5 protein-coding genes are annotated in these 13,532 nt (G+C 63.1%); 4 read left to right on the forward strand and 1 reads right to left on the reverse strand.

What is annotated here, in order from left to right; all coding sequences use genetic code 11:
- The first annotated feature begins 284 nt into the window (after positions 1-284).
- The 4 genes from K8640_RS19110 (at position 285) to K8640_RS19125 (ending at position 10,463) form a co-directional block, all read left to right on the forward strand.
- Entirely contained in the window at positions 285-9,260 is an 8,976-nt protein-coding gene (locus K8640_RS19110; RefSeq protein ID WP_223748328.1) for an RHS repeat-associated core domain-containing protein, read from the forward strand.
- A gap of 53 nt (positions 9,261-9,313) precedes the next feature.
- On the forward strand, positions 9,314-9,610 hold the full coding sequence (locus K8640_RS19115; protein ID WP_141328054.1) for a hypothetical protein: 297 nt from the start codon (positions 9,314-9,316) through the stop codon (positions 9,608-9,610).
- A 133-nt stretch (positions 9,611-9,743) separates the two neighbouring features.
- Complete coding sequence (locus K8640_RS43150) at positions 9,744-9,980, forward strand: transposase (RefSeq protein ID WP_223748546.1); 237 nt, start codon at positions 9,744-9,746, stop codon at positions 9,978-9,980.
- A gap of 93 nt (positions 9,981-10,073) precedes the next feature.
- The gene (locus K8640_RS19125; protein ID WP_141328058.1) at positions 10,074-10,463 is read left to right on the forward strand and encodes a DUF4240 domain-containing protein; all 390 of its coding nucleotides are present in this window, start codon (positions 10,074-10,076) and stop codon (positions 10,461-10,463) included.
- Between the two features lie 16 nt (positions 10,464-10,479).
- Here K8640_RS19125 and K8640_RS19130 read toward each other — a convergent pair whose 3' ends face one another.
- On the reverse strand, positions 10,480-13,491 hold the full coding sequence (locus K8640_RS19130; protein WP_223748329.1) for a heavy metal translocating P-type ATPase: 3,012 nt from the start codon (positions 13,489-13,491) through the stop codon (positions 10,480-10,482).
- Between the last annotated feature and the right edge of the window lie 41 nt (positions 13,492-13,532).

Below are 13,532 nucleotides of genomic sequence, written 5' to 3' on the forward strand. Positions count from 1 at the left end.
CGTGGGTGAAGACCTATCCGCCGGTCGCAGAGGACGCGCCGTTCGAGCTTTCCAGTCCGCTTCTGCGGTCCGAAGCGAGGGAGTTGGGGGAAGACGGGACGCGAGCCTATGAAGATGCTCGTGCGGTATGGGAGTCGCAGCGAGACGTTGCTCAATCCGAACTCTCCGAAGCATTGACCAGGTCCCATGACGCCCTTGGCGAACGGGCTCCTTGGTGGACGCGATTCTGGCACTCTCCATGGCCGTCGGACTCCGAGAGGAGTGCGCTCGAGAAGTCGCGCGAAGTGTTGCAGGAGGTCCTGCAGCAGCTCCATTCCAAGCGCGACGGAGATGCGGCCGCGCGTGCCTATCGCGCGGACGTTCAAGCGTCGATCGAGCGGCGGCTCCACGACCTCGAGAAGCGCATGCAAGGCGGCTACGCACGTGCATGGCTCCTGCTGCGGGACGGAGATCCGCATGATGGAGTTCTTGAGTTGAGGTCGAAGTCCTTGGCCTGGGAGACCCAACTCACTGTCGATGATGTGAGCCAGGTCGCTCGCATCGAGAAGCTCTCCGCCACCGACTTTCAGGAAGGTGTTGTCGGTCAGCCACTTCCGCAGCCCGTCACTGTGCGCGTGACGACCGCCAACGGAGAGCCGGTGTTGGGGGCTCCGGTGACGTTCAAGGGGGGCGCTCCTTCGGTGCCAGGGTTCCTCTCGGTGTCGGGGGGAACGACCCCTGCCACGCAACTCACGGTCCTCACCGATGAGAACGGCCTGGCATCGGTCCGGGTCCTCCCGGATACGAACATCGCCCGGTACCACATTCGTCGACAGGGTACGCCCCACATGCAGCGGCTTGGGTACACCCTGGTGACGGCGGAGACCACGAACGGCACCGAGACCTTCGCTCTGTCAACCCCCTTCGGTCATGTCGGTCGGCCCGACGTTCCGGCGGTCATCGATCGCCTGGCGAACCTCAATGACCTGCATGAAACCGCGATTCAGCTTTGGACGCCGCTCTTCGCGCGCATCCTCGATCGCTACGGAAATCCCTGCACGAATCAGAAGGTGTCCTGGACCCAATCGATGACGACGGGGCGCTTCTTCCGGTTTCAGGGGGTGATGAGCCCCCAGATGCTGGATACCACCAGCCCGCTACAGCTCATGGCGATGGATGACTGGGCAGACATCGATGGTTTGGCGGGGCCCGGCTACATCCCAGGGCCCACCCGGGGGATCTACTACGTCACCGCGGCCGTGGGCACCCTCAGCAAGACCATCTCGATCAACGTCAATAGCACTGCGACGTATACATACCGGGTCACGAGCAACCACCACTTCAACGGAGCCTACGAAACGACTTCTCCTCTGAAGATGGTCAGTCAGATCCTGCGGAGGCCCTTGAATACTCCTGACTGGGTCCCTGTGACCGGCAATGAGCCCGACCTGCTCGGTGTCATGGTTCGCATCCAGACCTTGGACGAACTGGGCAGTGTCCAGGTGGCATCGGTTGACGTGCCGCCCAGTCAGGTCGGTTCGGATCCATTGGATGACGACAAGACGGTGGTCTTTCGTCAGCGCTACCTGCTGCCTGAGGGTTGGCAGCGGGTCATCTCGTATGGGTTCGTCTACGAGCGTCGTGCCAACAATCAGGTTGAGCAGGTGTGCTGCAACCGTCCGCTCTATGGCGTCAACTCGTCCACGACTCCCTCGCTCGCATCGCGTCGCGTCCTTCCTGGCGGCCAGATTGTTCCGACGGGGGGACTGTCGCTGACCTCGGACTCGGGTTTGGGGGCGTTGGTAGTGAATCGCACCTCCGACCGAGTCTATGTCCGAGTTTCGGTGCAGCCTCATGCTGCTGGAGACGCTGTGTTGGCTGTCGGGAGTTATGAGCGAGATGCCGACAACGACATCGTGCTGCCCGAGGCGAGCAATTTTCAGTTCATTCTTCCAATCTTGACCGGAACTCAAGGTGGACGGGTTCGCTTCGAGGTCTTCGCGAAGGACTACGTCGGAGCTCAACCCGTGAAGGTTCTGCAGTCCAGCGAGGAGGTCGAAGTCCATCGGCCCGACTCCGACCTCATTGTCGCGGGCCTTCCGCTGGCGGCGAAATGGATGTTGCCCGCCTGGGATTTCGTCTCGGCCCAGAAGCCCGCGCCGGGTCAGCCTCCCGATGAGGATGCACAGTCCCCCATGGCCTTCCCCGCGAAACTGGGGGTGAAGGTCTACATCGATGGGCGCCTCGTGGTTTCTCGGATGGGGACGGAACTGGCCTCGGCGAGGGTGCGCACGAATTTCTCGGGCATCACCGAGGTGATTCCCCTGAGCGGTTCTGTGACCCAGGGGCTCGATGGCTTCGCATGGGTGGATGTGCCTCCGGGCTCGGTGGGGACCGAGGACGTGGACGTCACACTGGCTCCGGAGAATCCGAATCAGGAGCCCCTCCACAAAGCCGTGCCGCTGACGACGCTCGTGGGGAGCATGGGCAAGCTTCCCGTCTCCCATACCTTCGTCAAGGGCGTCAGTGTCGTGGATGGGCATCTGGTGCGACAGGCAACGGATGTCGAGTCCCCAAGCCGAGGTGTCGGGCTGGCGTGGACGCGAACGTACTCCTCGGGTGTGGCCGAGGAGGGGCTGCTGGGGCCGGGCTGGTCTCACGGCTACGAGGGCGCCGTGCTGCCCGTGGGGGGCGGATTCCGCTACGTGGTCGTGGGAGGTGAAGGCAGCGGTCAAACGTTCAACTGCACGGGGGAGGGCGTGGGGTGTGTGCCCCAGCGCGGCTTCCACGGAACCTTGCGTGTCGAGGGGATGGGGGCTGGTCGCGAGTTCATCTTCCGCTCGAAGACGGGCGTGGAGTATCGGCATGGCTACTTCGACACCTCGGTGTTCCCGGCCAGGTACCGGCTGACGTCCATCGTCGCTCCGACGGGACACAAGGTCTCGTTGCGCTACGGCGATGCTTCCGTGGACAGGGCGCTGACTCGCATCTACGACGAGTCGAGTGGCCGCTTGCTCCAGTTGAGCCATCAGCGGCAGTCGGGCCGCATTCAGCTCCATCGCGTGCAGTTGCATCACGCGACCAGCGTGGACGCCACGGCGCTGACCTCGTTGAATGTCTGTGTCCAGTACAAATACGACGACCAGCAGCGGCTGACTGAGGTGGCGCGCTACGACGAGGGCTGTGGGGCTTTCTCGCCGGCCAGGGTGGAGTCATATGCCTACGAGACCGGCGTTTCCGAGGTGGGGCGGACGCGGATGTCTCAATACACGGGGCCGGATGGTCAGGTGGTTCGCTACACCTACCATGATGCCAGCGCCCCGATGGCGGGTGAGAGCGACTACCTGTTCCTGACGAACAAGGACACGCGGGTGAGGGCCGTGCAGGAGACGCTCTCAACGCAGCCGCCGCAGGAGGCCACGACCCTGTTCACGTACAGCATCGCGCCCGAGTCGCGAACCGTGCTGGGGCAGTCGCTCACCACCTTCGCCACCGAGGTGAAGGGGCCTCGACCGGAGGTGCCCGCGACGCGATATCGGATGATTGCCACGGGTGGTGTCGCGGAGCTGGAGCGGCCGGTGTCCGACGGCGTGGTGGCCACGACGGCTTCGCTGTGGGACCGCCAGCATCGGACGCGAGAAGTGGAGCAAGACGCTCGGGGGCGGGTGACGCGCTTTGCTTATGACGAGAAGGGCAACCTGATTGCCCGTCGTATCGAGGGGAGTGCTCTCGCGTCTTCTGCCGGTGTGGCGGCCACGGCGGGCGTGAAGGATGCACAGGGGCAGGTGGTCTCCGAAGTGGTGGAGAAGTGGGGCTATGAAGCGAGCTTCAATGTGCTCGTCTGTCATGTGGATCCAGAGGGGTATGCGACGGTGTCTCGCGTCGACTCCACAGGGGATGCACCCGAGGACCTCCTGCCGTTCGGCACGGGGCGAATCCTGGAGACGCGTCGCTATGTGAATCGGGTTTCGCGCCAGGTCCTGTCCTCCGTGGGGACGTGTGCGGACGCGGTGTCCTCGCTGTCGGAGTCTCCTCAGGATGTGGTGTTGCGGTGGAAGTATTGCGGTGTCGAGAACGCGTCGTGTCCGACACGCGCGCTCACGGGTGACTGGGTCGAATCGGTTGGCGCGGATGGACACGTGGAGCGCGCAACCGCCTACGACGTCTATGGGCAGGTGCAGTCGAAGACGCTCCAGGTGAATGGCGCCTCCACGGTGTCGGTGGAGTATTCGCACGACGCCCGGGGGCGCTTGCTGGCGGAGTGGGACGGACTGGGGCGCCATCGGACCCAGGAATGGGATGGGCTTGACCGCGTGGTGCGGGAGGAGCAGCTCAACACCCAGGGACCGGGGACGGTTCGCGCGATGTCGTTCACTCCGGGGGGCGTGCTCTGGCGGGAGGAGATTGGAGAAGACTTTGTCCGGACGCACGATCTGGATGCGGCAGGTCGACGGGTGGTCACGCGGGAGTCCGGTGGTGGGCTGACGGCTCCACTGGAGACCTGGTTCGCCTACGACGAGGCGGGAAATCGCACGTCGGTGACGGACAGACGAGGTGTCCAGACGTCCACGGAGTACGACTTCGCGGACCGTCCGGTGAGGGTCAGGGTGTCGGTCGAGGATGCGCCTCGATTTCTCGCCAATCGAGGGAGTGCCGACGAGGTGGGGCGTACGCGGACGGTGGCTCGGTTCGCTTACGACGCCGTGGGCAACAAGGTGTGGGAGTCGGACCTGTCTGGCCATGACCGGACGTACCTGCTGGACTCGCTCTATCGGGTCATCGAGGAGAAGACGCCCGAGGTGCCGGGGGCGGCGGAGTCCTCGGGGGCGGTGCGGTATACGCTGACGTCCGCGTATGACCTGAAGGGCCAGCGGGTTCGGCAGGCGGATGGGAACGGGCACGCGAGCACGGTCGACTACGACCTGTTGGGGCGTGCCACGGTCCTGACGGATGCGGCCGGGCGCGTGGAGCGCCGGCGCCATGACGGGCGGGGCAATGTGACGGAGGTGCGGTGGGAGGCCGGTGGCGTCCAGCACCGCATGCGAAGCGCGACGTATGATGGTCTGGGCCGCGTGCTCTCGACGGTGGAGACGGTGGCGAAGGAGTCGGGCCAGCACGTCTACACGACCCAGACGGTCCACGACGACGGCGCGCATGTCGAGTGGACGCGCAATGCTCGAGGCTTCCTTCAGGCCAGGTACTTCGATGGATTGGGCCGAGTCATCCAGACGGTGGAGGACGCGAGCGGCGGTCCGTTGTCTCGCCAGCCTGACGTGACTGGGATTGGGCCCGCGCTCAATCTAACGAGCACGGTGGAGTACGACTCCTACGGGCGTGTGGCGGCGCAGGTCGACGCGCTCGGGCGCCGTACAGAGACGGTTCATGATGCCCTGGGGCGTCGGACGATGGTGCTTCGCCCGATGGATGTGTCGGAGTCCCAGACCTTCGACGGCGAAGGAAACGTCATTGGCTCGTCGGACCCGCGCGGTCTGGAGCGGCGCTTCAACTTTGATGCGCTGGGACGTGTGCGGACCGAGGAGATCAAGGAGAAGTTCTCCAAACAGAGCATTTGGCTCACTTGGAGTCAGCGGGCCTACCAGGATGTCCCAGGGCTCGACGGTCTTGTCCAAGAGGAGGTGTTGGATGCGCGGAACAATCTGACCGTGCTTCACCGGGATGGACTCAAGCGAGAGGTTCGCCGAATCGACGCGGGAGGGTACGCCTGGGAGACGCGCTTCGACGCGCTCTACAAGCGACAGGAGAAGGACGCGAAGGGGCAGGTGACGCGGTTCTCGTACGATGCTGTGGGGCGATTGGTGAGCCAAACCGATCACGAGTCCGTCGGACAGTCCGCGGCCTACAGCCAGTCCTGGAGCTACAGCGACGCGGAGCGCAAGCAGACGTATGTGAATCGTCGGAACGTGCCCACGGTGAGTCATTCCGATGGCCTTGGTCGCAAGGTTCGCGTGGTCCGAGGGCAAGGGGACGCGGTTGCCGAGGAGTCCTGGAACTATGACGCGGGGAGCAATGTCGTGCGCTCCGTGGATGCGAACGGATACGCGACGGAGCGCCTCCATGACGGCGCGGGGCGTGTGCTCGCTGAGACGACAGGCGCGGGGACTGCGGATTCGGCGACGTCGACATTCCAGTATGACGCTGCTGGGCAGTTGATTGAGAAGAAGGGCCCCCGTGTGATCGGGTTCGCCTTCGATATGCGTTACTCCTACGATGACCTGGGTCGTCGGGTTCGTGAGGAGAATGCGCTCAACGAAGTCACCATCCGTACCTTCGATGGGATGGGCAACCTGGAATGCGAGGTGAAGCCTAATGCTCAGCCCACGCTGCCTCATGGTGGCGCAGCAGGCATGAGTATTGACTCGCTGTTCGAGGAATGCCGATCGAGCGTGCCGTCTGCTCTTTTCTCGAGCGACGAGTTCGGAAAGAGGCTGACGGTCTACGACGAGAACTCGCTTGTCCATATTTTCATGTATGATCCCGCGCGAAATCTCATAGCGAAGCAAGATGCCAACGGGCATCTCACGACCTACGAGTATGATGCGCGGAATCTCCGTACGGCAGAGCATCAGCATCTCGACCTCCACAGGCCCATCACGGGTGGGCGCCAGAACGTCATTCCTCTGTTCGAGGCCGGAGCCGCGCCCTTCAGCAATGTGGGAACCCTCACCTGGCGGTACACGTACGATGCGAACGGGAACCTGGCGTCAACGGTTGACCCTAAGGGGCAGCGGACAGTCTACACGCATGGGTTGCTGAATCGGCTGACAGAAAAGGCCTACTCGCAGCATACGTTGCCTCGAGAACTACCCTCGTTGGAGGCCGAGAGCTTCCTGTACGACGGCGAGGGCAATACGACGCAGGTGAATCAGCTCAAGAAGACGTCGAATGGTGACGTCAGTGAAGTGACGACGTTTACGTTCGATGCGCTTGACCGGGTCAAGACACGGCTGCGCCAGTTCGACGGGAAGCAGGTTGCGTATGAGTACGACGCCATGGGGCACCGCACACGTGTGGTGGACCCGGATGGAGTCGCTACGGTGTACGAGTACGACGCTCTGGGGCGGTTGACGAGCGCGGGGCTCCCTTCGAGCGGAGGTGTGTACTACTACTACTGGCCCGACTCCTTGTTGAAGAGGACTGAATGGTCCAGTGGTGTGACCGAACACCGCTGCTATGACGTGGCTGGGCGGCTCACCCAGATGTCGGTGGTGCGTGGCTTTGGTAGCGGGGACTGCTCGTCGGGAACGATCAGTCACTATGCGTATACGTATGACGCGAATGGGAACCGCATTACACAGGCCGAGTCGCGCCGGTCGCTTCAAACGAACACGAGCGGTCCTGTTGAGTTGACGTCCTATGGCTATGACGTCTTGAACCGCCTCACGGGGGTTGCAGGGCCAGACGGGAAGACCACGCTCTATCAGTTGGATTTCGTGGGAAACCGCACGGGCGAGCGCGAGGCTCCGACGTCGGCAGTGGTGAGCCTCGGACTTGGGCCCGATGCATTCGAGTCGGTGCCGGAATCGGTGCTGACTCGGAATGTAGCCACAACGTTCAATCGGGTCGACTGGCCACGCTGGTCCGTGGACTTGAAGAACTCCGCGCTGGATGTCCTGCACGAGTACGACTTGGCGGGCAACCTGGCGAAAATGACAACGCGTCCCGCTGAGGGGCAGATTCCGGACAATGAGCGCACCTTCGCGTGGGACGTCCGGAACACGTTGACGGCGGTGTTCGACAATGGGGTGGAACTCGGACGGTACGACTACGACAGCGACCTTCAGCGCATCAGGCGGAAGACGGCTTCCGAGAATGTCTCATACGTCCTGGATGACGGGTTCGTTTTGCAGGAGGTCGATGGGAGCCAGAGCCCGTGGGTGCCGCAGCGCCGTTATCACTATGCAAAGGGGCCGCTGGCGGTCAAAGACAGTGATGCTTCGAATGGGATCCCGACCTTCTTGCTCTCAGATGTTCTGGGCAGCGTGACAGATGGCGTCTCTGTCAGGCCGGGGGGCTTTGTTACCGCAGTCCGACGGTACGACGCATGGGGCAATTACCGAGCAGACTCGACGCCCATTGCCGGTGAGTTCAAGCTTGGCTTCACGGGGCATCAGTACGACGTGGAGACGGGGCTTACCTATGCGCGGGCCCGGTACTACAACGGCAAGGTGGGGAGGTTCATCAGTCGAGATAACTTTGAGGGTGATGTGAGCGATGCTCCAAGTCTGCATCGAAACGTGTACGCTCGCGCAAATCCTCTGGGTTATGTCGATCTGAATGGATATGAGGCAGTCGAGCTGACGGACTTCGGAAAGCAATCTCAGGGACAGTTCTATAGTGCCGAACTTGCTCAACTCAGCGACGAACAGCTCGCTGGCGTTCTTCATGAGAGTGCTTATCAGTACAGGGGTGAGTCAGCTGCGTCGAAACTGCAGGGGCTCATGCAGGATCGCGGGCAACTGGAGTCGACTGTCTGCGGTTATCTGGCCTGCAATACGAGCGCGACGGAGTGGCGTGTTGAGCAGGTGAGACGCGCTCTTGGCGTTGCTGGAGGGCGGACGAGTGAATACCTGTCTGGGCTACCAGTCGTCCGAAAGCTAAGGTCTGCTGGAAACCAAGTGGAAGAGGTCGTTGAATCCTTCAAGCAGAGCGCCGGTGAGACTGCCAAGTTTGCTGTTACTGACGCCATTGCCTCAAAGCAGGCCTCTCGCATTGGAGATAGGTTCGCGAGCGCAATGGGGGAGGCGGCGGAGGTCGAGACCCGCCTCGCATTGAATGCTGGAGAAGGGTATCTGAAGGGCAAAGCTATAGAGGGGGTGTTGGCCATAAGTGGAGCCACTGCCGGAAAAGTCGCTGCTCTAAAAACATCCTCCAAGACAGGAGAGGGGTATCGGCTTGCGCTGGGATTGGGGCAGCATCCGGACCACCTTCGCGATGGGTTGGTTCAGCGTTTTGCGAAGCACGTAAAGGGGAAAACGTATTGGGATTTTTATCCAGAGGATCCTGATAATTTTACGGAACTGGGCGTCCGGTTGGGGAACCTCATGAAGGACTCGAAGGAGATTCACTTCAATCTCGATGGCATGATGCTCGGGAGGACAACGCTCCGGGATGTTTATGCGGCAGGCCGGGATGGTATTGGATCGAAGAATATTACCAATTGGGAGTTTTATCAGGCCGCGACGTATTTCCAAGATAAGTCGAGCTTCTACCTTAGAGGCAAGAAGGTCGACTTGTCCGCCATGGGACTTGAAGTAGATTGAGTGTATTGGAGGGAGTCGCGAGGTCTTTGCTTTTTATGGGATTGGAGGTGTTTATGGATTTGGATGAAGTGGTGCAGGTTTTGACTGAGCGGGGTTTGCATGCGCGGCCTACTCCTTTTGACTACGAGACGGCTGTTTTTGTGAGTAGGCAGGATCTTCGCTTTGAGAGAGGTGATGGGGTGCGTGGGTGGAGAGAGTCTTTTGTGCTGCGCCATCTCGATGGCCGCTGGATGATTCTCAGTGGGAGTCATGGATTGGGGCAGGATGAGGTGGCTTTCTCGGACTTGAATGAAGTGGTTCGATATGCTCATTCGCTTTTCGATCGGGTCTTGTCTGCTCGTGAAGTGTGACTCGGGAGGTCTGGCGCTCTGGATATAATTCCAGTGCGCTTCTTGATGGTATCCGGCCGAGGGCCGGCGTGCTGGGCAGAGGCGGGCACGCCGGTTCTCTTCAGGATGCGACGGCGCCAGAGGGCACGTGCGAGTGGAGTGTTGGGCGCACGTGTGCCGCAAATTCTTCGACGCGCTTTCCACTGCGCCCGAGTCCAAGACGGCGCTCGACTTCATCCTAGCGTTGTGCCGCGTCGAGCATACCACCCAGGACTCCTGGACGCGTGGTACTCCGGAACATCTCCGCGCTCGTCGCACCGCAAGCTCAACTGTCCTCGACGGATGGTTCGTCGACCTTTGTTGGGCCAATCGTTGCCTTGGGTGTGCGTAAAGGAGTTGGCCGGGTTCATTATGCCGGGGGGGGCTCCGATTCCGCTTGGGGAAACGGGATAGCGTTGGCCTGAATGTTTTGGAGGTACTGAATATGGCTGTTTTGTTGACTGGCGAGGATGGGGGTTCTGCGTGGTTCTGGGACATCCTCCGGCGCGCCAATGGTCAGGCGAGCGCGTTGCGAGAGATTCTCTGGGAGATGGGTAAATCGGATGTTGCTCGATTCCATGAGGAGTTCGTCAGGACCTCCTCTGTGCTCCGCGGAGAGCCGTTCGACCAGATACTGGGACAGGAGGTCTCAGAGGATGGCTTGATGGACATCGCGTACTGGGTGGTTGCCCAGGGGCGGGACTTCTACGCGAGTGTCCTCGAGCAGCCTGAAACGATTCCTCGAGGTGTCGAGCTTGGAGACCCCGCGGTCATGCATCACGTGACCGTTGAGGTCTTCGACGAGAAGTTTGGCAAGGCTCTGGATTTCTTCTGATGCTGCCTCCGGCGCTTCAACGGGGCGCCGGCTCGATTCCCATCGAGGGCAGGGGCGTGGAGCCCAGGATCTTGGGGCGAACGGCGAGCAGCCTGAGGCCGTTCGCCACGACGAGCAGGGTGCTGCCTTCGTGCAGGACCACCGCGGAGCTGATGCTCGTCAGTCCGAAGATCGAGGCGACGATGAGCACCGCGCTGATACCCAGTGAGATGACCAGGTTCTGCTTCATCACCGAGGTCGCCTGACGGGCGAGGCTCAGCGCGAAGGGCAGGCGAGACAGGTCGTCGCTCATCAGCACCACGTCCGCCGTCTCCAGTGCCGCGTCGGAGCCTGCTCCGCCCATCGCCACGCCCACCGATGCCGCTGCCAGCGCGGGCGCATCGTTGACACCGTCGCCCACCATCGCCACGGAGCCCGTGCGCCCCATCTCTCGGACCGCTGTCACCTTGTCTGCCGGCATCAGTGGCGCCCGCGCCTCGTCGAGCCCCACTTGCTCCGCGATGGACTTCGCCACCCTCGCGTTGTCTCCCGACAGCATCACCGTGCGATTGATGCCCTGCTGCTTGAGCGTGGAGATGACGTGCCGTGCTCCGGCGCGCACCGTATCCGCCACCCCGAGCACGCCGAGGTATCGGCTCGCCTTGCGCACCACCATCGTCGTCTGGCCCGCCTCCTCCAGTCGGTTCACCCATGTCTGGATTTCGGCCGGCACGGCGTCTCCCGCGAAGAGCGCGAGGCTACCCACGTCTACCCAATCAGTGCCAATCCGGGCACGCAATCCCTTGCCGTGGATGGCCTCCATGTCACTGCCGGCCGGTGGCTTGATGTTTCGGGAAGCCGCCGCTTCCACCACCGCGTGCGCCAGGGGATGTGCTGAGAGGGCTTCCACCGCCGCCGCCGTGCCGAGCAGTTCTTCCTCCGTCACTCCGGCCACGGGCGCCGTGCTCAGCAGCTTTGGTTTGCCCATCGTCAGCGTGCCCGTCTTGTCGAAGGCGATGGCGTTCACCTTGCCGAGCAGCTCCAGGTAGATGCCTCCCTTGATGAGCACACCGCCTCGCGCCGCGGCCGCCACTGCGGACAGCACCGCCGACGGTGTCGAGATGGCCAAGGCACACGGCGATGCGGCGACCAGCAGGGACACCGCGCGGAGGATGGCTTCCTTCAGCGGTGTGCCCATCAACACCAGCACCACCGGGAACACCACCGCGCCAATCATCACCAGCGGCGCGACGGTGCGCTCCAGTCGCTGCGCGAAGCGCTGGTTCGGCCCTTTCTGCGCCTCGGCCTCCGCCACCATGTCCACCACTCGCGCGAGCACGGACTCCGACGACAACCGGGTGACCTCTACCTCCAGCAAGGCCTCGCAGTTCACCGTGCCTGAGAACACCTCGTCCCCTGGCACCTTGGCGACTGGCATCGACTCGCCTGTGATGGCCGCCTGCTCCAGTGAGCTCTTTCCTTCCCGAATGATGCCGTCCAGTGGCACCCGGTCTCCCGGGCGCACCACGACGCGGTCTCCTCGCTGCACCTGCGCCACGGGGACCTCGACCAGCTCCGCGCCTCGGCGTACTCGCGCCACTTCGGGACGCAGGGCCCCGAGTGACTCGATGGAGCGTCGCGCCCGGTCCATCGCCCGGTGCTCCAGTGCATGGCCCGCGCTGAAGAGGAAGAGCAGGAACGCTCCCTCGAACCAGGAGCCCAACACCGCAGCTCCCAGCGCCGCCACCACCATCATCGTCTCGATGTCGATGCGCAGTTGGAGCAGCGACTTCACCGAGCCTTTGATGGCGAAGAACCCGCCACTCAGGATGGACAGTGCCCACAGCACCGTCGGCACCACCTCGTGCACAGGGGCGAAGCGCCCGAGCAACCAGCCCGCGACCAGCAGCACTCCCGAGGCCACCACCAGCGGCATCTCCAGGAGTGGCGCCAGTCCACCTCCGTGCGCGTGGTGTGAGCACGCGTGCCCGTGACTCGGGACCTCCAGCGTGTATCCCAGTGACTTCGCGCGGGACTCGATGTCCCTCAGCGAGACCTCTTCGCTGTCGTACTCGACGACGAGCCGCTCACTCGCGTACGCCACATTCGCGGACAGCACACCCTTCACCTTGGTGAGCCCGTGCTCGATGGCCGTGGCCGAGTCCGCCGAGCTCATCCCTCTCACAAACCATGTGTGGTCCTTGTACCGCCGCGCCACCTGCGCGCTCGTGCGCTGCGCCGTCGCGAGCAGCGCCGCTGAGTTCACCAGCTTCGGGTTGTAGTGGAGGCAGACCTCCGCGTAGCCCTGGTCGCGACGGATGTGCACGTCGAGGACGCCGTGGTGGGCCTCCAGCGCCTCCTCCAACTTCTGGAAGCGGCCGTGGTCGTTCGTCTCTCCCGGCAGCGCTCCCTCCAGGTCGAGCTGGAGCGCGACGCCACCACCCTCCGCCGCGCGATAGCCCGGCGGGCGGATCTTCTTCGGCTTCGGGTGGTGGTGATGATGCCCGTCACCGTGGTCGTGGTCGCACGCGGCGCCGTCTGAATGCGCGTGGCTGCCGCCATGCGCGTGGCCGTCCCCGCCGTGCGCGTGGTCGCAGCCCGGGCCGTGTTGATGCTTGTCCCCGTGCGTGTGCGCAGGGCCGTCGCTGTGCTGGCTGCTCGCTCCCTGCTGGTGGCCGTGGTCATGCGTGCAACCTGCTCCATGCTCGTGCCCGCCTTGCGCGGAGCCATGGTCATGCGCGCCACCAGTGCCGTGCTCATGGACAGGGGCGTGTGCACTCTCGTGTGCATGTCCTTCTTGTGCGTGCCCGTGGTCATGCGTGCATCCAGGACCATGCTCATGGGTGGGAGCGTGGTCATGCGCACACCCGGGCCCGTGGACGTGCTTGCCCGGGTCCTTCGTCCCCACGAGCTTCAGCGACTTGAACACGGGCTTCGCGGCGGGCTTGCCCACCGCGCGGGACGGTGCGTCGCCATGTCCGGCGTCGTGCTCGCAGCCCGGACCGTGGACGTGCTCGCGTGGCTCACCGCTCTTCTTCTGCTCGGACATGGCGTGTTCTTCCTGAACCGTGAAACCTGAAACCTGAAACT

It is taken from the genome of Myxococcus sp. XM-1-1-1, assembly GCF_020037095.1.
GTDB lineage: Bacteria > Myxococcota > Myxococcia > Myxococcales > Myxococcaceae > Myxococcus > Myxococcus fulvus.